Annotated in this window: 17 protein-coding genes; 4 read left to right on the top strand and 13 right to left on the bottom strand. The window is 44.8% G+C overall.

All coding sequences use genetic code 11. From position 1 onward, the window contains the following. The first annotated feature begins 73 nt into the window (after positions 1-73). Positions 74-502 (top strand): HIT family protein, encoded by a 429-nt coding sequence (locus MTR11_RS04985; RefSeq protein ID WP_046874244.1) that lies wholly within the window; start codon positions 74-76, stop codon positions 500-502. A 93-nt stretch (positions 503-595) separates the two neighbouring features. On the opposite strand, the gene MTR11_RS04980 is transcribed toward MTR11_RS04985, so the two are convergent. The 5 genes from MTR11_RS04980 to znuA all read right to left on the bottom strand — a co-directional run bounded on the left by MTR11_RS04980 (position 596) and on the right by znuA (position 8,621). Continuing rightward, positions 596-826: a FeoC-like transcriptional regulator gene (locus tag MTR11_RS04980; protein WP_005396058.1), complete on the bottom strand. Its 231-nt coding sequence runs from the start codon at positions 824-826 to the stop codon at positions 596-598. After that, positions 823-3,099 carry a Fe(2+) transporter permease subunit FeoB gene (gene feoB / locus MTR11_RS04975; RefSeq protein WP_243327078.1) on the bottom strand — a complete coding sequence of 759 codons (2,277 nt, stop codon included), beginning with the start codon at positions 3,097-3,099 and terminating at the stop codon, positions 823-825. The genes MTR11_RS04980 and feoB overlap by 4 nt, the downstream gene beginning before the upstream one ends. Continuing rightward, complete coding sequence (locus tag MTR11_RS04970) at positions 3,099-3,326, bottom strand: FeoA family protein (RefSeq protein WP_005382190.1); 228 nt, start codon at positions 3,324-3,326, stop codon at positions 3,099-3,101. The genes feoB and MTR11_RS04970 overlap by 1 nt, the downstream gene beginning before the upstream one ends. Positions 3,327-4,154: 828 nt before the next feature. Then, on the bottom strand, positions 4,155-7,532 hold the full coding sequence (locus tag MTR11_RS04965) for an AraC family transcriptional regulator (protein WP_243327077.1): 3,378 nt from the start codon (positions 7,530-7,532) through the stop codon (positions 4,155-4,157). A 201-nt stretch (positions 7,533-7,733) separates the two neighbouring features. After that, on the bottom strand, positions 7,734-8,621 hold the full coding sequence (gene znuA, locus MTR11_RS04960; RefSeq protein WP_243327076.1) for a zinc ABC transporter substrate-binding protein ZnuA: 888 nt from the start codon (positions 8,619-8,621) through the stop codon (positions 7,734-7,736). Positions 8,622-8,699: 78 nt separating this feature from the next. On the opposite strand from znuA, the gene znuC reads away from it, so the two are divergent. Next, positions 8,700-9,488, top strand: coding sequence for a zinc ABC transporter ATP-binding protein ZnuC (gene znuC, locus MTR11_RS04955; protein ID WP_006742704.1), 789 nt, complete (start codon positions 8,700-8,702; stop codon positions 9,486-9,488). After that, the gene (gene znuB / locus MTR11_RS04950) at positions 9,481-10,266 is read left to right on the top strand and encodes a zinc ABC transporter permease subunit ZnuB (RefSeq protein WP_005396067.1); all 786 of its coding nucleotides are present in this window, start codon (positions 9,481-9,483) and stop codon (positions 10,264-10,266) included. Before znuC ends, znuB begins: the two co-directional genes overlap by 8 nt. Positions 10,267-10,337: 71 nt before the next feature. On the opposite strand, the gene sucD is transcribed toward znuB, so the two are convergent. From sucD to sdhC, 8 genes are all read right to left on the bottom strand, one after another. Then, positions 10,338-11,210 (bottom strand): succinate--CoA ligase subunit alpha, encoded by an 873-nt coding sequence (gene sucD, locus MTR11_RS04945; RefSeq protein WP_005382181.1) that lies wholly within the window; start codon positions 11,208-11,210, stop codon positions 10,338-10,340. Beyond that, positions 11,210-12,376: an ADP-forming succinate--CoA ligase subunit beta gene (gene sucC / locus MTR11_RS04940; protein WP_005393009.1), complete on the bottom strand. Its 1,167-nt coding sequence runs from the start codon at positions 12,374-12,376 to the stop codon at positions 11,210-11,212. The genes sucD and sucC overlap by 1 nt, the downstream gene beginning before the upstream one ends. A 213-nt stretch (positions 12,377-12,589) precedes the next feature. Beyond that, complete coding sequence (gene odhB / locus MTR11_RS04935; RefSeq protein WP_243327075.1) at positions 12,590-13,798, bottom strand: 2-oxoglutarate dehydrogenase complex dihydrolipoyllysine-residue succinyltransferase; 1,209 nt, start codon at positions 13,796-13,798, stop codon at positions 12,590-12,592. Between the two features lie 28 nt (positions 13,799-13,826). Beyond that, positions 13,827-16,652 carry a 2-oxoglutarate dehydrogenase E1 component gene (gene sucA, locus MTR11_RS04930; protein WP_005393014.1) on the bottom strand — a complete coding sequence of 942 codons (2,826 nt, stop codon included), beginning with the start codon at positions 16,650-16,652 and terminating at the stop codon, positions 13,827-13,829. Positions 16,653-16,822: 170 nt separating this feature from the next. Then, positions 16,823-17,533, bottom strand: a complete 711-nt coding sequence (locus MTR11_RS04925) for a succinate dehydrogenase iron-sulfur subunit (RefSeq protein ID WP_005382174.1) — start codon at positions 17,531-17,533, stop codon at positions 16,823-16,825. A gap of 15 nt (positions 17,534-17,548) precedes the next feature. Continuing rightward, a complete protein-coding gene (gene sdhA, locus MTR11_RS04920) occupies positions 17,549-19,315 on the bottom strand; it encodes a succinate dehydrogenase flavoprotein subunit (RefSeq protein WP_005393016.1) in 1,767 nt (588 codons plus the stop codon). Continuing rightward, complete coding sequence (sdhD, locus tag MTR11_RS04915) at positions 19,316-19,660, bottom strand: succinate dehydrogenase, hydrophobic membrane anchor protein (RefSeq protein WP_005382169.1); 345 nt, start codon at positions 19,658-19,660, stop codon at positions 19,316-19,318. Next, complete coding sequence (gene sdhC, locus MTR11_RS04910) at positions 19,654-20,046, bottom strand: succinate dehydrogenase cytochrome b556 subunit (protein WP_017634811.1); 393 nt, start codon at positions 20,044-20,046, stop codon at positions 19,654-19,656. Before sdhC ends, sdhD begins: the two co-directional genes overlap by 7 nt. 396 nt (positions 20,047-20,442) lie before the next feature. Here sdhC and MTR11_RS04905 point away from each other — a divergent pair, with 396 nt between their 5' ends. Then, entirely contained in the window at positions 20,443-21,732 is a 1,290-nt protein-coding gene (locus MTR11_RS04905) for a citrate synthase (RefSeq protein ID WP_005382163.1), read from the top strand. The last annotated feature ends 28 nt before the right edge of the window (positions 21,733-21,760 follow it).

Below are 21,760 nucleotides of genomic sequence, written 5' to 3'. Positions count from 1 at the left end.
GACGTGAAAGCGTCAACCTTTTGTTTTATCTGTCGTATACTACTTCAAACTAAAAATTAATCGGACAGCAATAATGAGTTTTGAACTTCATCCTCAATTGGCAAAAGACACTTCGGTGATTGGTCACTTCCCACTTTGCGTCGCGCTTCTTCATAAAGATAATGCTGTGCCATGGGTTATCTTGGTGCCTAAACGCGAAAATTTGAAAGAGCTACACCACTTGCCAATGCAAGAGCAACAACAGTTTTTGCTCGAATCTCAAGCGGTAAGCCAAGCACTCGAAGCGACATTCCGCCCAGACAAGTTAAACCTTGGTGCCCTAGGTAACATGGTGCCACAGCTGCACATTCACCATGTTGCTCGCTTTAAAGACGATATGGCATGGCCGGGACCAGTTTGGGGTAACACCAAAGGTGAGTTTCGTACTGACGAAGAACAAGAAGAGATTCTTAACCGAATTCGTAATGTGTTGTCGTTAAGCTCTATCTTCCGTAAAGCGTAACCGTTATATAACTTTTAATTCAGGCAGAAAGTAAAAAGCCGCATCATTGCTGATGCGGCTTTGTTGTTTTTGCGCGATGGTTCATTGCTCTTACTACATGGTTACGGTAAGTGACAAACCATCGTGCTTTGTGACTGCATAGCGTATTCGCGTTATATGATGAGCTTTATTTGTATCTACCAAGCGAGAAATGCGACCTTTGTTAATCCATACACTTAACATGGCGTCTGCACCGTCTTCACTCATTCCGAACTGTTTTGCTAGCTCAGATTGGGAAACCGTTCCTTTTTCGGCAATATATTGATAAAGCTCTTTTAAAATCATACGACTTGCGCCTCAAACTCGCCTTGATGTTTCTTGCCTACGCGCTTGAAAACGCGGTACATGCCAAAGAAAATCGCAATAATTATGGCAATCCAAACGCCGCTGGTGATAGGGCTATCAGCGAAATGCATAAGCTGATGATAGAAAGTCGCACTCAAGTACGCGAGCCCCATTGTCCATACCGCTATAAAGCGCGCAAAGTTATTGCCGAATTCTCGAACATAGGCACCCATCGCAGCCACACAAGGAGTGTAAAGTAAGATAAAAACTAGGTACGCAAAAGCAGCATGACCAGAAACAAATTTCTCTTTTATGTTACCAAAGATCGATTCATCAATTTCTTGCTCCTCTGCGACTGCATGAGAATCTGCTAAATCACCGACGTCAATCCCCAGAGGATCAGAATAGCTCAGCCCTGCTAGGTTTTCAGGAATGCTCATCACCGCTTCTTCTAGGCTACCCATAAGATCAAATTCTGCATCCTCTCCATCGGTTGGCGTAGTATATAAGCTGTTCAATGTGCCCACGACTGCCTCTTTCGCGAAGATACCAGTAATAATACCAACCGTTGCTGGCCAGTTATCCTCTTGAATACCAATTGGTGCAAACACTGGCGTCACAACCTGAGCGGCTTTTGATAGAACCGATTTATCACTGTCTTCATTACCGAATGTACCGTCAGTTCCTAGCGAGTTGAGGAAGCTCAAGATAGCAACAACCACTACGATGGTTTTACCTGCACCCAATACAAACCGCTTAAGTTTTTGCCAAGTTTTGATCACGACGTTCTGCAATGTCGGAAGCTCATAGTCAGGCATTTCCATCACCAAGCTATCACTGCTGCCAGGATACAGCGTGTGCTTGAGGAACAAACCGGTAAACACCGCGGCGACAATACCAAGTAGGTAAAGTGCAAACACAATGTTTTGACCAGAGCCTGGGAAGAAAGCGGCAGCAAATAAAGCGTACACAGGTAAGCGAGCACCACATGACATAAACGGTGCCATCGACGCAGCCAACTTGCGCTCACGCTCTTGGTCTAGCGTGCGCGTTGCCATGATTGACGGAACGTTACAGCCAAAACCAAGAACCAAAGGGACAAACGCTTTACCCGGCAAGCCGATTTTCTGCATCACTTTATCAAGCACAAACGCAGCGCGTGCCATGTAACCCGAGCTCTCAAGCACAGCAAGGAATAAGTACAAACACGCTATGACCGGGATAAAGGTCGCAACTGTTTGAATACCGCCGCCTAAACCATCAGCAATCACCGTAACTAGCCATACGGGGAGGTGACCATCTAATAAGTGATGTCCACCATCAACCAGCAATGCGCCTACACCAATGTCAAAAAAGTCGATAAATGCACTACCGATGTTAATCGAGAACATAAACATCAAGTACATAACCACAAAGAAGAATGGGATCCCAATCCACTTGTTCAAAATAAACTGGTCGAGTTTTTCAGTCACGCTACGGCTTAATTTGCCTTCGCTTCGGCGAACTTTTTTACACTGTTCATGCAGGTATGTGTACTTGGTATCCGCGACATGCAAATCGATATCCAAGTCTAAAGTCGCAATGACTTCCAATACTTTGCTTCTATCAATATCGGAAAGGCTATTGAGAACCATCGTGTCTTTTTCAAGCGCACGAATCGCTAATGCACGATGGGCGACGGTTTGATCGTTAAAAAGTGCGGAAACAGTTTGAATCGCCGACTCCATCTTTTCACCGTAATGCAAAGATAGCTCTTTAAGCGCGACCCCTTGAACGATGGACTTATGAAGTTTTTCTTTAAACTCTGCAACTTGAGTTTTATTGGTTGCAGATAAACTTACTACAGGACAACCTAACGTTTTCTCAAGCTCTGAAACGTTAATCATTTGACGTTCACGTTTTAGCGCATCCATTTTGTTGAGAACAACAATCATAGGACGGCCAAGTTCGCGAAGTTGCAACGTCATATATAAGCTGCGCTCTAAACTCGTGGCATCAACCACGTTGATAATGAGATCAGCAGGATGAGTTAGAACCGCACGCGATGCAATGGATTCGTCAATACTATTGCTATCATTACCACTGTCTAACGAGTAAATGCCAGGGAGGTCAGTGAGCAAAAACTCGTCACCCGCATGTTTGAATTGTCCCGTTTTCTTTTCAACGGTGACGCCTGCCCAGTTACCAACTTGCTGTTTTGCGCCAGTCAAACCATTAAATAGCGTCGTTTTACCACTATTAGGATTACCTACGGTAAGCACTTGATATTGCATTACACTCGCTCCACTTCAATTTTCTGAGCAATGGTTTCTCGCAATGCGACAGACACACCACGGACTTCGACTTGTAAAGGATCGCCCATTGGAGCACGTCGAATCACTTTGACTTCTGTATTGGGAAGCAGCCCCATTACCATGAGTTTCTTTCTGATATCTGATGAAAGACCATCTAACAACCGAATCGTCACCGTATCGCCAGGATTAATCTCTGATAACTTCATAGTGGCCCTTAAGAGTATTGCTAATGAGAAATATTATTATTTAATAAGTTTAGGCTGCCAATATTACTCTTCTATAACCCTTCAATCCTTGTGTGAAATCAAAGATTTCATAAATGTTTTCATGCTTTCAAACGTCAACTCCGTAAATTTCCTCTCGTTATTTACGTCAAAATTAACAATTAAAAATCACGATCAATGAAATAAAAATGTCACAAACAAAGGGCAAAAATAAAAAATTAAATACAAAACAATAACTTAGTTGGAACTTAAAACTTTGTCGCTTTTCTCATATCAACATGGCGTTATTTTTATAAGAAAAATAAGTAACCTCTCGTATAGTTACTCCATCGAGAGGGCAACCTCTCAAATGAATTCCAGAGGTGGCATGGCAACATGTCACTCCGGCAGCAAGCGAAGGTGTCATTGACACCCGTGGTATAGTCCCCCCGGCTATACCACGATATTTTTTTTCATCTCTCTCTAAACTCTTTATCTTATCCACCTTTTCAGCACAGTTCTGTTTTCACGAATTTCGCATACCCCCACTACTCAAATGAACCAACGCACTCTAGATACAAAAATACAACCATTCATCTATTTGTCGCCGTAGGTAAATCCGTCCTCTTAAGCCATGTATGGTTATAGCTAAGAACAGCGCTACTAACAGATAGAGCGTGACCGTGCTTACGTATTGAGAATGGATTTGTAGGCTAGATGTGATGAAGAAGCAATGAGAATCACTGCATTGGTAGCTCTAGCAATAGTAGAGCACTATAAGCAGCTCCCCAGTCTTTTGAATATTCACTAGGGAGTGTGTAATGAGGTTTTTTAGTTGGTTTCTTGGCTTTCTTGAGTCAAAGCAAACTTGGAAGGAGGCAAACCAAAATGCAATTTAAACTTTTGGCTAAAGTAAGAAGGATCATTAAAGCCGCAGTTAAACGCTACTTCGCTGATTTTCTCGCCCGCTAATAACTGCTCACACGCCGTTTCTAAACGAACTTCGGTTACATAATCTTTTAACGTTCTTGACGAGGCTGATTTAAAGCGCCTCTGTAAAGAGCGTTCTGACATGAACAGCATTTTAGCCGCTAAAGCAGTACCAAACTCAGGGTCATGGTAATGCTCAGCCACCAGCTGATAGACTTTTTGCAACCATTCTTTCTCTGGGGTCACTTTATCTTCGACGATAGGTTCAGACTCAAATTCTTGCAAAGATTCATCCACATAACTCATTTCCTTCGCAGTTGGCCATGTAATTTCGATTTTATTTTGAGCGTCGGAAGTAAACACCGCCAAGTATCCTCCACTCGTTGTCACTAACTGGGCAAGATGATCAATACTCAATTCAGAGTGGTTCATATTAGATGGACGCCCGGTCGTGACTTTATTAGGCAGTTGCGTCCCATAATCAAGAAAACTCAATGAAACAATATCATTGCCCTCTTCTAGCATGATTCTCACCGTTTGGCCTCGGAAAGAACGCTTGATGATATTGGCAAAAATGCTGTTGAAGATAACATCAAGGTTAAAGCTTTCCAGAGCAATTCGACTTGTTTTTCTCTCATCTTCAAGCTCCACCATAATCCCAGCCTTCGCAAAATCATCTTGCCATACATCAACCACCGATTGAGTTATCTGACTCAAATTGTAATTGTGACTACCGCCGCTAGCTTCGCCAGGAACACTTTTTAACTCATTTAATTGCCATGTCGTTTTCGCCAGATGATCTTCCGTAGCTGCATCCAAAGGTATGGGTAATTTTGACGCTATAAAATCCACACTGGACTTAATAGATTGCGCCACGTGATCAACCAACAGGTTTCTGACTTGAATCTGTTTACGTAGCTGTTGGTTACTCGTCAACAACACTCGGCTTTGATGCCTCAACTGGTTAGTTTTGAGTGTCACTTGCGCAGCTAAATCACGGTTAGCCTGTACAACATAGCGAGAACGCCAGTACATAAGTAGTGCAACCATGGCAATACTCGCGACCACAAAACCTAAAATTGCGAGTTGCGATAAATACCAAGGATTAAGCACAATAAAATACGACTCGAGCCCAACCAATCCAGCAGCGACTTGAGACTCATTACTTACCTGTAAATGGTATTCACCGGAATTGAGATGCTCTAGAGTCAGTTGGCCTCCCTCTAGCGCTTGCCAAGGATCATCGCTATTCAATCGATAATACAAATTTTGGCTGTCTGGTTTTGGCATCACGCCAAATAAGAAACTTAGAGAAGAGCCATACGGTAATTTTATGCCATTCAAATCGGCGCTACCAACTTGTAGAACCTCGTTTTCAAGCACAACTTGGCTCACGATAAACTTCGACTCTGGAGGGTTGGACACAAGCAGCTTGGATGCTTCAGCTTTTACCAACCCGTATTTCGACCCTAGGACGAGCTCTCGCTCACCACCTTCTTTTTGCTGTATAACACTGCAAATTCCTGGTAGAAACTCGTTGTTCATTAAGCCAGACGCCGATGAATAATGTTTCACTAATTCACCCGAAAGGTGGTAATAGCTTAATCCGACAGAAGAGGCTAACCACACACCTTGCCTGTCTCTGATCAAGCAAGCAGGTCGCGCGTTGGGCACACTCATTTCAACAACATGTTTCTCGTCACTTCCTTTAATCGTTTTAAAAACGCCGTAAGATGACGCAAACCACTGACTGCCATCAACCGCCGTGACCATGTCTAATGATTCACCAAATTTTTCGGAATAGCGGATGAACTGGATGTTTTCATTGCTGTATTGATAAACCCCATGATCGGTCCCTATCAATAGAGAATCTTCAGTGTCGTATAAACGCGTAACCTTAGCTGGTAAGTACTGACTTACTAGCCACTCACTTCCAAAGTTTCTTACGCTTTGCTTGGTTATATCAACATTGTAAAGATGGTATCCACTTGATACCCAGAGACGATCATTACCATCTACAGTCACGTGCTCCACTGCGTGTCCAGCCATAACCTGTAAATAAGGAAATGTCACTTTGTTAAGACCATTCAACTCAAATATTTCGAGCCCTTTAGAGGTCGCAAGCCAAAGCATCCCACCTTGAAATGCAAATTCATTGATCTGCGAATCAAGCTCCAAGACTTTGATATTGCCACTCTCACCTGTCCGATAAAGCTTTCGGTCATCCGCGAACCAAAGCGCATCACCAGGTCCTGTGGAGCTTTGTCGAATTCGCCCTGATAAGGTTTGCGAGTCATAACTACTGAAGGTTACTCGTTCAAACTTTTTACTAAACAAGGAGTAATAACGAATGCCTTGGTTAGTCGCGATCCACATCCCTCCCATGTTGTCACTCAGTAGCGAATAGATCTTTGTATTATCCAGCTCCAGTTCAAGAAAGCTTGCAGGCTCGACTTCTGTCACTTCGCCTGACAAGAATGAGTATAAATACAGACCATGCTCAGTCCCCACCCAGTACTCTTGATTTGTCTCAGCGAAAGTCAATACATGAGAACCGCCAATCTTAATCACCTCTTTATCAGGTTGATAAATATTGAAAATTAATGCCCCACGCAACGTTCCTACCAGAATTTCTCTGCGCGTGTGTGAGTAGTAGATCTTTTCAATGTAGTTCTGACCTGAAGCGACTACATGATCAAACTTATCTCCTTCTGAAAGATAAAAGCCAGAAGTTGTAGCAAGTGCCCACTTCTCTTCGAGCAGAACCGCATCGTTAATATAAACATAGCTATTGTTGCTATGTTGATAGAGCTGCAACAAAGAAAAGGACTTTAACTCGCTAGTATCGATGTTGTAAGTATAAAAATGTGCGCCATCACTAACCCAAATATAATCTTCAGAAGAACCGATTTTTCTTATTTGCGACCCGGGGTTTAAGCTAAAGACTAAACGTCTTTCTTGATTTGGATAAGTTTGATACACCTCATTCTCAACAAAGTTCCAGAACGAGCCTTCATGATAAGCCAGTTGCTTGGCAGACGTTTGTAAAAAACTGCCTGATTTAGGTAGGATATTTTGGCCATCATAAAACAACACCCGCCCATGCACGTCGTGAATCCACAAGCCCCCTTGCTCACCCAAGAACAATTTTTTAGCCGCAATAAAAGTACCCTTAACCTGAGTCGGCAAAGGGTAAAAGATGGCATTCGCATTATGAAGAGCAAATGCTTGGAAAGATAGGAAAAAGCCCAACAAGACAAGGGCTAATTGGCGTAGCAAGACGAAAACCTTTTATATCAATTTGTGCTCGGCGCTCACCGTCCATATCTTCTACAGCATGGACTTATACGGTTATTTTGAGCTGCTAATTATTGATAATGATATCTCAATTACTGTTTGAGAAAAGGCTCGCCTTGCCAAAGGTTGTAATTCTTACTACTGGATCACGTTAAAAGGACTATTCCTACACAACAACACTACTTAATCCGTCTTTTGGCTCAAGCACTGCTCAAAATTATTCGCCATATTGTTGAGAAAAGTAAAGTAACTGCCCGGTTTTGCTTCAATTGTGCTCCCTAATGGGTCAAGTTCACCTTTGGCAACTTTGCTACCTCGCATCACGCTCTGAACGACAGCTGGAGTAAACTGAGGTTCAGAAAACACGCAGGCTACATCTCCTGAACTTAACTTTTGACGAATTTGGATTAAGGTTTTTGCTCCCGGCTTACGATCCGGGCTCACGGTGAAGTGGCCCATTTGATTTAACTCATAACGCTCTTCGAAATAACCATAAGCATCGTGAAACACAAAGTAACCTTTGTCTTTCACTGGCGATAATTTTTTCTTGATCTCTAGGTCCGTCTGGCTGAGCTCAGTTTCAAATTTTTTAAGGTTTTCTTGGTACTGTGCTGCATTTTCCGGATCAAGTGATCCTAGTTGATTTACGACAACCTTGGCAACTTGTTGTGCTTGACTTACACCTAACCAAAAGTGCGGATCATGTGAACCATGATCGTGGCCATCATGGTCATGGTTGTGCTCACTATCAAACTCACGCAAATCTAGATCTGGAATTTGACTAATAGTCAGAGTATTCGATCTGTCTGACACGACTTTTTCCAGAAACGGTTCGAGATCATGTCCGTACCAAATGACTAAATCAGCAGAAGCGATTTTCTTAACATCCGATGGGCGTAAAGCGTAATCATGGGGCGAAGTGTTAGACTGCAGTAATACATCTGGCGAAGTCACCCCTTGAGTAAGCTCTGTCACTAATAACTGAATAGGTTTGATACTCGTTAGTACCGTTACTGCGTGTGCTGGCAACGTTAGCATCGCTGACGCAGCAAGAATTAATGCTCTTTTCATAGTTTTACTTGGGATATGGTGTAGAAAGTGTGATAATGTTACATTATAACATTATTGATTTGCAAATGAGTTTCATTCATGTCTTCCTTAGTCCATCTTGAGCACTTATGCGTCGAGTTCGATGGCCGCAGAGTTCTCGATAACATTAGTATGGAATTACAAAAGGGCAAAATAACAACCCTAATTGGTCCCAATGGAGCGGGAAAATCAACGTTAGTCAAAGTCATTTTAGGCCTTCAAAAACCGACTAGCGGCAAATTAAACCGACAAAGAAAACTAAAAATTGGTTATGTTCCTCAAAAATTGAAACTCAATGACTCTCTTCCATTGAATGTCACCCGTTTTCTAAATTTAGCAGGAAAATACAGTAAACAAGAATGTATTGATGCATTAAGGCTTGTTGGCGCTGAGCATTTAATTAGTAGTAACATGCATCGCTTATCAGGTGGTGAAAACCAACGCGTATTACTTGCGCGTGCTTTGCTTCAACGCCCAGAGCTGTTAGTGCTAGATGAACCTGCGCAGGGTGTGGATATTCAAGGTCAAATCGATCTCTACGATCTAATTGAAAGCATTCGTCACCGATTCGATTGCGGTGTATTTATGGTGTCACACGACTTACATTTAGTAATGGCCAAAACAGATGATGTCATTTGTCTGCATCACCATGTTTGCTGCTCTGGTTCACCTGCCACGATTACTCAGCACCCTTCTTACATCGCGCTATTTGGCAATGCAGCGAGAGAATCGCTCGCGTTTTATCATCACGACCACGAGCATCATCATCACGATTTATCCGGAACGCCAGTAACTGGCGATGCGACATCATGCTCCAACCATAAACACGGACATCATCACCATGATTGAGTTTCTTCTACCTTCTATTCTTGCTGGTATTGGCATCGCGATCATTGCAGGTCCTCTTGGGTCATTCGTCGTTTGGCGCAAAATGGCTTACTTCGGTGATACCCTGGCACATGCTTCATTGATGGGTTTGGCATTAGGCTTTCTGCTCAACGTGAACCTTTATCTTGCACTACTCGTTTGCTGTTTAGCACTCGCCGTATTGCTCGTGACATTGCAGAAACAACAACTGGTCGCAACCGATACGCTTCTGGGTATACTCGCCCATAGCGCATTATCTGTTGGTCTAGTTTCTGTTAGTTTCTTGGATAATGTCCGTGTAGATCTGATGAGTTACTTGTTCGGTGACTTACTCGCAGTATCTCCGCAAGATCTGATGTTCATTTACGCAGGTGTCGTTGCTGTTAGTGTGTGTCTTTACGTTTTTTGGCGACCTTTATTGTCGAGCACAGTTAGTGAAGAGCTTGCTGCCGTCGAGGGCGTCAATACAGACTTAGTTAGATTGGTGTTAATGCTTATGGTAGGTGTTGTGATTGCCGTAGGAATGAAGTTTGTTGGGGCACTTATCATGACTTCTTTGCTGATAATCCCAGCAGCAACAGCACGTAAGGTCTCTTCATCACCAGAGCAAATGGCACTGTTCGCATCTATTATTGGCTCTGTGGCAGTACTAATGGGGCTTAGCCTATCATGGCACTTCGATACGCCGGCTGGCCCATCAGTAGTAATCAGCGCAACATCTCTGTTTATGCTTAGCCAATTTATTCGCCAAAAATCGTAAAAAGTACCTTGATACAAAAAAGCCTAGCAATAATTGCTAGGCTTTTTTAGCTTTAAGCTTCGAGTTGGAAATTACCAGCCCGTTACTTCACGTAGACCTTGGCCGATCTCTGCTAGAGATTTCACAGTCTTAACGCCCGCCGCTTCTAGTGCAGCAAATTTGTCTTCAGCAGTACCTTTACCGCCAGAGATAATCGCACCAGCGTGGCCCATACGTTTACCAGGAGGAGCAGTTACACCAGCAATGTAGGAAACCACTGGCTTCGTTACGTTTTCTTTAATGTATGCTGCTGCTTCTTCTTCTGCAGTACCACCGATTTCACCGATCATAACAATCGCTTCTGTTTCAGGGTCTTCTTGGAACAGTTTTAGAATATCAATGAAGTTTGAACCTGGGATTGGGTCACCACCAATACCAACACAAGTAGACTGGCCGAAACCTTCGTCTGTTGTTTGCTTAACTGCTTCGTAAGTTAGAGTACCGCTGCGAGATACGATACCTACTTTACCTTTCTTGTGGATGTGACCAGGCATGATACCGATCTTACACTCGTCAGGAGTGATAACACCCGGACAGTTAGGACCGATCATACGAACGCCAGTTTCTTCTAGCTTCACTTTCACGTCGATCATATCTGTTGTAGGGATGCCTTCCGTGATTGTTACGATTAGCTCGATGCCCGCATCAATCGCTTCTAGAATTGCATCTTTACAGAAAGGTGCTGGAACGTAGATTACTGTCGCTGTTGCGCCAGTTGCTTCTACTGCTTCGCGAACTGTGTTGAATACAGGTAGACCTAGGTGAGTTTGGCCACCTTTACCTGGAGACACACCACCAACCATCTGAGTGCCGTATGCGATAGCTTGCTCTGAGTGGAAAGTACCTTGACCACCAGTGAAACCCTGACAGATTACTTTAGTGTCTTTGTTAATTAATACAGACATTATTTAGCCTCCGCAGCAGCAACAACTTTCTGAGCAGCATCCGTTAGCGACTCAGCAGCAATGATATCAACATCAGAATTAGCAAGAACTTCGCGACCTAGGTCAGCGTTAGTACCTTCTAGACGAACAACAACAGGTACGCTTACACCTACTTCTTTAACCGCACCGATAATACCTTCTGCGATCATGTCACAACGTACGATACCACCGAAGATGTTAACAAGTACCGCTTTCACGTTGTCATCTGATAGGATGATCTTGAATGCTTCAGCAACACGCTCTTTCGTCGCGCCGCCACCTACGTCTAGGAAGTTAGCTGGTTTGCCGCCGTGTAGGTTTACGATATCCATCGTACCCATTGCTAGGCCTGCACCGTTAACCATACAGCCAACGTTACCGTCTAGTGCTACGTAGTTTAGTTCCCACTGAGCTGCGTGTGCTTCACGCTCATCTTCTTGTGATGGATCGTGCATTTCACGAAGCTTAGGCTGACGGTAAAGAGCGTTTGAATCGATGTTGATCTTACCATCAAGACATAGCAGGTTGCCTTCACCAGTAACCACAAGCGGGTTGATCTCAAGTAGAGCAAGATCGTACTGGGCGAACATCGTGCCAAGACCCATGAAGATCTTAACGAATTGTTTGATTTGGTCGCCTTCAAGACCAAGTTTGAACGCAAGCTCGCGACCTTGGTAAGCTTGTGGGCCTACTAGTGGATCGATTGCAGCTTTGTGGATAAGCTCCGGCGTTTCTTCCGCAACTTTTTCGATTTCAACACCACCTTCTGTTGAAGCCATGAAAACGATCTTACGGCTTGCACGGTCAACAACCGCACCTAGGTATAATTCGTTTGCAATGTTTGAAGCTTCTTCAACAAGGATTTTTGTAACTGGCTGACCGTTAGCGTCAGTTTGGTAAGTCACTAGGTTTTTACCTAACCACTTTTGTGCAAACTCTTTAACGCCTTCTTTTGTATCGTGCAGCTCTACACCGCCCGCTTTACCACGGCCACCAGCGTGAACCTGACATTTAACTACTTTCTTTTCTGTACTGATACGGCCTGCGGCTTCAAAAGCTTCTTGTGGTGTATCACACGCGTAGCCTTCTGGCACAGGCAAACCGAATTCTGCAAACAGCTGTTTGGCTTGGTATTCATGCAAATTCATTTCGATATTCCGTTTGTTTTTCCCTTAAGGGATTTATTATTTCCATAACGCTGCAGTCTTGGCTGCTTGTACGTCTGTAGGGTCTTCTCAAATCAATCCCTCATCACGAGTCCTCATGGTGTGGGATTCAAATGAAGGCCAGACGTTGAGCCAGTCTAGCCATTGAAATTTTTAACGTCTAGCTACCTACGATAACTAGACGTTTTAGCGATATTAAACGTCTAATAGGAGACGTGCTGGATCTTCTAGCAACTCTTTAATCGTCACTAGGAAGCCAACAGACTCGCGACCATCAATTAGGCGGTGATCGTAAGACAGCGCTAGGTACATCATCGGCAAGATTTCAACTTTGCCATCCACTGCCATCGGACGCTCTTGGATCTTATGCATACCAAGAATCGCTGATTGAGGTGGGTTGATGATTGGTGTAGACATTAGTGAACCGAACACACCACCGTTTGTGATAGTGAAGTTACCGCCCATTAGCTCGTCTACCGTTAGCTTGCCATCACGACCTTTGATAGCCAGTTCTTTGATGCCTTTTTCAACATCAGCGAAACCAAGCTTGTCACAGTCTTTTAGGACAGGTGTAACTAGACCACGTGGCGTTGATACCGCCATGCTAATGTCGAAGTAGTTGTGGTAAACAATGTCATCACCATCAATCGAAGCATTTACTTCTGGGTAACGCTTAAGCGCTTCTGTTACAGCTTTCACGTAGAAAGACATGAAGCCTAAACGAATACCGTGACGCTCTTCGAACTGATCTTTGTACTGCTTACGAAGGTCCATGATTGGTTTCATGTTCACTTCGTTAAACGTCGTTAGCATTGCCGTGTTGTTCTTCGCCTCTAGCAGACGGTTAGCGACTGTCTTACGCAGGCGAGTCATTGGAACACGTTTTTGGCTACGAGCCGCTGCCGGCACGTCAACCACTGCTGGTGCTTCTTCTTTTGGCGCAGTTTTAGCGTTCGCAAGATGCGCTTCAATATCTTCGCGCGTAATACGACCACCAACGCCAGTGCCTTTCACTTGGCTTGCTTCTAAGCCATGCTCAGCCAATAAACGACGTACTGCTGGGCTTAGTGCATCATTGCTTTCTTCGCTAAGCGCAGCTTTATGACGTTTATCAGGAGATGCTTCCGTACTTTCTGTTTTGTCTGCGGTAGGCTCACCTGCAACTGCACCTGGCTTCAATTTAGCAATGATTTGTTTAGAAAGTACTGTCGCACCTTCTTCTTCAACGATAGCTTCCAAAACGCCTGCTTCCGGAGCTGGCACTTCTAGCACGACTTTGTCTGTCTCGATGTCAACCAAAACCTCGTCACGCTCTACTGCGTCGCCTGGTTGTTTGTGCCATGTCGCTACGGTTGCATCAGCAACTGATTCAGGTAAATCTGGAACCAGAATTTCAATTGTCATATCTGTTTCTTCCTTTCACTTCTAGTTCTTAATTCGAAGTTTTTGAGTTCACGTTCAGAGCGTCTTCAACCAACGCTTTTTGTTGTTTCAAGTGCACCGACATGTAGCCAACTGCTGGCGAAGCAGAAGCTGGGCGACCTGCGTATTTAAGATCTGCACCTGCAGGAATAGCGGCACGGAAGTTGTGTTGGCTACAGTACCAAGCACCTTGGTTCTGAGGCTCTTCCTGACACCACACGAAATCTTCAACGTTAGTGTATTGAGCAATCGCTGCTTGTACTTCTTCCATCGGGAATGGATAAAGCTGCTCGATACGCACGATAGCGACATCGTCTTGCTCGTTGTTACGGCGCTGTTCCAGTAGGTCAAAATAAACCTTACCTGAACAGAACACGACGCGTTTTACTTTGCTTGGGTCTAAGTCATCTACTTCTGGAATTGCAGATTGGAATGTACCGTCCGCTAAGTCTTCAATTGTCGAAGTACATAGAGGATGGCGCAGCAAAGATTTTGGCGACATAACAATCAGAGGTCGACGCATTGGGCGTACAACTTGACGACGAATCATGTGGTATACCTGAGCCGGTGTTGAAGGAACTACAACCTGCATATTTTGCTCAGCACACAACTGAAGGTAACGCTCTAGACGTGCAGAGGAGTGCTCAGGGCCTTGACCTTCGTAACCGTGAGGTAGAAGCATTGTGAGACCACATAAGCGTGCCCATTTCTGCTCACCTGACGAGATGAATTGGTCAATCACAACCTGCGCGCCGTTGGCAAAGTCACCAAACTGCGCTTCCCAAATAGTCAAACCACCTGGCTCTGCTGTTGCGTAACCGTATTCAAATGCCAATACCGCTTCTTCTGACAGTACTGAGTCAAACACTTGGAATGGCCCCTGATTGTCATGAATATTCGCTAATGGAATGTACGTACTTGCATCTGTTTGGTTATGAAGAACCGAGTGACGGTGGAAGAAAGTACCACGACCCGAATCCTGACCAGAAAGGCGAATACGCTTGCCATCATCAACTAATGTTGCATACGCCAATGTTTCGGCCATACCCCAGTCGATTGCTTTTTCACCGGTCATCATTGCTAGGCGATCGTTGTAAAGCTTATTAACACGGCTTTGCAGTTTATGGCTTTCTGGATACTGACAAAGACGATTACCCAACTCGATAAGACGCGTCTTGTCATATTTTGAATCCCACTCCATATCCCATTCATGCCCTAAGTAAGGGGACCAGTCTACAGAGTGCAACGCCATTGGACGCCATTCTTTAACCACCACTTCACCGCGGTCTAATGCGTCGCGGTACTCATTGACTAACTGAGTCGCTGTCTCGATATCTGATTCGTTTTTATCGATCAGAATATCCGCATACAATTTGCGTGGTGTAGGGTGTTTTTTGATTTTTTGGTACATCAAAGGCTGAGTCGCGTTTGGCTCATCGGCCTCGTTGTGACCGTGGCGACGGTAACACACCAAATCAATCACGACATCGCGCTTGAACTCGTTGCGGTAATCCAAAGCAATACGAGTAACAAAAGCAACCGCTTCTGGGTCATCGGCATTCACGTGGAAAATTGGCGCCTGAACCATCTTCGCGATATCTGTACAGTACATCGTTGAACGCGTGTCACGAGGGTTAGACGTCGTAAAGCCAACTTGGTTGTTAATAACGATACGCACCGTACCACCGACTTGGAAACCACGAGCCAGTGACATGTTGAACGTTTCGGCAACCACACCCTGACCAGCGATTGCAGAGTCACCGTGGATAGTGATAGGAAGCACTTTGCTACCTTGATTATCACCCAAGCGATCTTGGCGTGCTCGCACCGACCCCATGACTACTGGGTTGACGATTTCTAGATGCGATGGGTTAAATGCAAGAGCTAAGTGAACATCACCACCTGGGGTAGCAAAGTCGGCAGAGAAACCTTGGTGATATTTCACATCACCCGTGCCCCAAGTTTCGTCGTGTTTACCGGCAAACTCATCGAACAGATCTTGAGGCTTCTTACCAAGCACGTTCACCAGCATGTTCAAACGACCACGGTGAGCCATACCGATAACCACTTCACGCATCCCACTTGTTCCCGCGTGACGGATCAACTCTTTCGTCATCGGAATCAGTGCGTCACCACCTTCTAGAGAGAAACGTTTTGCACCTGGGAATTTCGCCCCGAGGTAACGCTCCAAACCTTCAGCGGCTGTTAGCTCTTCTAGGAATGTGCGCTTCTCATCTTTGTTGAATGATGGCTGGCCTACGACAGACTCAAGACGTTGTTGGATCCAACGTTTTTGCTCTGTGTCAGTCATGTGCATGTATTCAGCACCGATGGAACCGCAGTAAGTTTTGTTGAGGGCTTCATAGATGTCTTTCAACTTCATGGTTTCTTGCCCAACAGCAAAAGAACCTACGTTGAAAGTTTCTTCGAAGTCATCTTCGGTAAGATTATGAAAAGCAGGGTCTAACTCCGCCACGGTTGGGCGTTGCCATAGACCTAGTGGGTCTAATTCTGCAGCTTCATGTCCGCGGAAACGGTATGCGTTGATTAGCTGTAGAACTTTTACTTGTTTTGCATCGACATCTGGGTCACTAACTTGGACATTGTAATGCTTTGTTTCTCTAGCGAGTCGACGGAAGTAGTCACGGACACGTGAATGTGGTTGTTCTGCCACTTCTTCTGACGGCTTAGGTAAGCCTTCAAAAACACGTTTCCACTCCTCACTTACCAGATCGGGATCACTTAGATACAGTTCGTAGAGGTCCTCTACATACGTTGCATTGGCGCCAGCCAAGTGTGAAGACTCGAGCCATGCCTTCATCACGCCGTTGTGCATATTTTCCCTTAACCAGTAGTTTTCACGTTTGCTTCGGTCTTTGCCGAGCTATAAGAGCCGACCAGAACTAGTCGGCAATTTTTGTATTCTTTACTCGAAATATTCTTGAAGCAGTGAAGCGGTCATATCGGGTGATCCGCAACACTGCGACATTCCTAAGAGCGAGTAAATTAAACCGAGCGATTAACCAGCATCGACTTAATATGGCCGATGGCTTTCGTCGGATTTAATCCCTTAGGACAAACACTTACACAATTCATGATGCCATGGCAACGAAAAACGCTAAATGCATCATCAAGATCAGACAAACGTTCATCTGTTGCCGTATCACGGCTATCAATTAGCCAGCGGTACGCCGCAAGAAGACCAGCTGGACCGATGAATTTGTCAGGGTTCCACCAGAATGATGGGCAAGACGTTGTACAACATGCACACATGATACATTCGTACAATCCATCTAAATGCGCACGATCATCAGGCGATTGTAGGTTCTCGCGTGATGGTGGTAATGCACCATCATCAATCAAGAATGGTTTAACTTTCGCATAGTTATCATAGAACTGCGTCATGTCAACGATAAGATCGCGCACGACAGGTAACCCTGGCAGTGGACGAATAACTATCTTATCGCCTTGTAGAGCAGATAACGGTGTGATACACGCTAGACCATTTTTACCATTCATGTTCAAACCATCAGAACCACATACCCCTTCACGGCATGAGCGACGGAACGCGATGCTTGGATCTTGCTCTTTTAGCAGAATCAATGCATCAAGCACCATCATGTCTGAGCCTTCGTCTACCTCAAGGGTATACTCTTTCATGTAAGGCTTGGTATCCACATCCGGATTGTAACGGTATAAAGAGAAGTTCAATTTCATAGTCGTATCCTCCCTTTAGTATGTACGTACTTTCGGCGGGAAAGCTTCACGATGCGTTGGCGTCATGTTCACATCACGCTTAGTCATCGCTTCTGTTTCCGGGTTGTAGATAGAGTGGCATAGCCAGTTCTCATCATCACGCTCAGGGAAATCGAAACGAGCATGTGCACCACGGCTTTCAGTACGGTAGTTCGCCGCTACGGCTGTAGAGAATGCTGTTTCCATCAAGTTGTCTAACTCTAGACACTCAATACGTTGCGTGTTGAATTCAGAAGACTTGTCCGCTAGATGCGCATCTTTCAGACGTTCGCGAATTACTTTCAACTCTTCTAGACCCGTTGCCATTGCATCGCCTTCACGGAATACCGAGAAGCTGTTTTGCATGCAAGCTTGTAGGTCTTTACGGATTTGAACTGGATCTTCACCGCCAGTACTATTTTCCCAACGCATGGTACGCGCTAGAGATGCTTCTATATCAGATTCAGTTGCAGGGCGTGCCTCAGCTTGCGCTGCGAGCGTTTCGCCAAGATGCAAGCCAGTCGCGCGACCAAATACGACTAAGTCTAGTAATGAATTGCCGCCTAGACGGTTTGCTCCGTGTACTGATACAGAAGCAATCTCACCACATGCATATAGACCTTGTACTTCCATCTCGCTGCCGTCAGCCTTTTGCTTGATTGCTTGGCCAGACACTTGAGTTGGTACACCACCCATCATGTAGTGACAGGTTGGAATTACTGGAATTGGCTCTTTCACTGGATCAACGTGCGCGAAAGTACGAGACAGCTCACAGATACCAGGCAGACGTGACTCAAGCACTTCTTTACCAAGGTGATCCAACTTCAGCTTAATGTGTGGACCCCAAGGACCATCACAACCACGGCCTTCACGAATTTCGATCATCATTGAACGTGCAACTACGTCACGACCTGCAAGGTCTTTCGCGTTAGGAGCATAGCGCTCCATGAAGCGTTCGCCATCTTTATTTAGAAGGTAACCACCTTCACCACGACAACCTTCTGTTACAAGAACACCTGCACCAGCGATACCCGTTGGGTGGAACTGCCACATTTCCATGTCTTGCATAGGTACACCCGCACGCAATGCCATACCTACACCGTCACCAGTGTTGATGTGTGCGTTAGTGGTCGATGCGTAAATACGACCTGCGCCACCTGTTGCTAGAATCGTTGCTTTTGATTTGAAGTAACAGATTTCGCCTGTTTCCATACAAATCGCAGTACAGCCCATTACGGCGCCGTCTTGGTTTTTCACCAAGTCTAGTGCATACCATTCCGAGAAAATGGTGGTTTTGTGTTTCACATTTTGTTGGTAAAGCGTATGAAGAAGCGCGTGACCTGTACGGTCCGCAGCTGCTGCTGTACGTGCAGCTTGCTCACCACCAAATTCTTTTGACTGACCACCGAATGGACGTTGGTAGATAGTACCATTATCAAAACGAGAGAATGGAAGACCCATTTTTTCTAGTTCGATAACGGACTCAGGGCCATTCTTACACATGTATTCAATCGCATTTTGGTCACCGATGTAATCGGAACCTTTAACGGTATCGTACATGTGCCATTGCCAATCGTCTTTGTGCGAGTTACCCAGAGCAACGGTAATACCGCCCTGTGCAGACACAGTATGAGAACGTGTTGGAAATACTTTTGACAACAAAGCACATGATAGGCCTTGTTCTGAAATTTGTAGTGCAGCGCGCATACCTGCACCACCAGCGCCGATTACTACGGCGTCAAACTCACGAACTGGAATAGACACTTACGCACCCCACAGAATAAATAGACCAGAGAAGACATAGCCGAATAGCACGGCAATAACACCAAGTTGCAGTGCGCCACGCAGTTTCGCGCACTTAATGTAATCCGTTAATACCTGCCACAAACCGACCCATGCGTGGATCAGGATCGAAACAAGTGCCAACATGGTGAATACTTTAGTGAAGGTACCACCAAAGAATTGGGTCCAAGATGCGTAAGAGATATCTGAAAATGCACAGAAGCTAATCAGATAAATCGTGTATAGCGTCATAATGATTGCAGTTGCACGAATCAGTAGGAAATCGTGTACACCATTACGACCAAATGAAGATACGTGTTTTACCATACCAAGATCCCCGCCAATAATGATAATACTGCTGTTGCACCAAACGCGACTTTAGCGCTCATCGTGCCAGAATCTAGCTCTTCAAAGTGACCTAGATCCATCAACAAGTGACGGATACCACCTGCAATGTGGTAGGCAAGTGCAGTAAGAATTCCCCACAGGATGAATTTTACGAAGAAGCTATCGACGATGTCAGCGGCTTCCATAAAACCCATTGGGGATGACAGAGAAATGGACAGTAACCACAGTAGTATACCCACCGCAACAAACGTAATTACCCCAGACACACGGTGTAGGATGGATGCGATTGCTGTGATAGGAAAGTGGATGGTCTGTAAATCTAAATTAACAGGTCTTGACTTTCTTTCTTTCACGGGCTTGCTCACTCAGCTCCATTGAGCATTTATTGTTATAACCAATTTCAGCTTCCAAACGTACAAAAGTTAACATCTATTTAACAAATATCGCGAGTAACCACCCAGATAATTGTAAACAACTTGTTAACAATCGGAGTCCAGCAACAAACCTCACTCTTTGTTTCTAGCCCCGAATTTATAAGGATTTAACTAAAATTTTCTTAGCCAATATACGGCGAGCAACATTCTAATACAATTGGTGTAACAAATTATGCTACATAGAACAGATTTTTAACGATTTTCATGAGAAAAATCATAACAAGTGCACACAAAGATGGAGAAAAATTGACTTTAAGCTTTAACAACAGTACAAAAATGGCACATAAACATCCTGGACGGATTAAATAATAAACAAAGGAGATTGTTATGGCGGATAAGAAAGCGACCCTTCATGTTGAAGGTCAAGCGCCAATCGAACTGCCGATTATGGACGGTACGCTAGGTACACCTGTAATTGACGTTCGTAAGCTGGGAGCCAATGGTTACTTTACTTTTGACCCAGGTTTTCTTGCCACTGCATCTTGTGAATCATCAATCACGTACATCGATGGCGGCAAAGGTATTCTTTTGCACCGCGGTTTCCCGATTGATCAATTAGCCAATAACGCAGATTACTTAGAAGTATGTTACATCCTTCTTTATGGTGAAGCCCCTACCCGAGAACAATACGAGCAATTCAAAACGACCGTTACTCGCCACACTATGGTCCACGAACAAATCGCAAGCTTTTTCCATGGCTTCCGACGTGATGCTCACCCAATGGCAGTAATGTGTGGTGTAGTCGGTGCACTTGCAGCCTTCTACCACGACTCTCTTGACATCAACAACGACGAGCACCGTGAGATCGCGGCGTACCGTCTGCTATCGAAGATGCCGACACTGGCTGCAATGTGTTACAAATACTCTATCGGTCAGCCATTTATCTACCCACGCAACGATTTGAGCTACGCAGAAAACTTCCTACACATGATGTTCGCAAACCCTTGCGAAGAGTATGAAGTAAATCCTGTCGTTGCGCGTGCGATGGATAAAATCTTCACGCTACACGCGGATCACGAACAGAATGCGTCGACGTCAACTGTACGTCTAGCTGGCTCTTCTGGTGCTAACCCATTTGCATGTATTGCCGCTGGTATTGCATCACTTTGGGGACCTGCTCACGGTGGTGCAAACGAAGCGTGCTTGAGAATGCTAGAAGAGATTGGCAGCGTCGATAACATCCCTGAGTATGTAGACCGCGCGAAAGACAAAGATGACCCATTCCGCTTAATGGGCTTTGGTCACCGCGTTTATAAAAACTACGATCCACGTGCGACAGTAATGCGCGAAACGTGTCATGAAGTTCTCAAAGAGCTAAACATTCAAGACCCTCTACTAGATGTAGCAATGGAACTTGAGCGCATTGCGCTTTCTGATGAGTACTTCGTTTCTAAGAAGCTGTACCCGAACGTAGACTTCTACTCAGGTATCATTCTTAAAGCGATTGGTATTCCAGTTTCTATGTTTACGGTTATCTTCGCGATTTCTCGTACCATCGGCTGGATTGCTCACTGGAACGAAATGCACAGCGATCCACTGAACCGCATCGGTCGTCCTCGTCAGCTATACACTGGTGAAACACAGCGTGAGTTTTCTCCACTTCACGAACGTGAATGATCTTTTTAGTTAGAAGATAAACAAACAA

This window comes from Vibrio sp. CCB-PB317, from assembly GCF_022808245.1.
In the GTDB taxonomy this organism is placed as follows: domain Bacteria; phylum Pseudomonadota; class Gammaproteobacteria; order Enterobacterales; family Vibrionaceae; genus Vibrio; species Vibrio diabolicus.
Note: the sequence above shows the minus strand (reverse complement) of the source record. Positions and strands in the feature narration are given on the sequence as shown.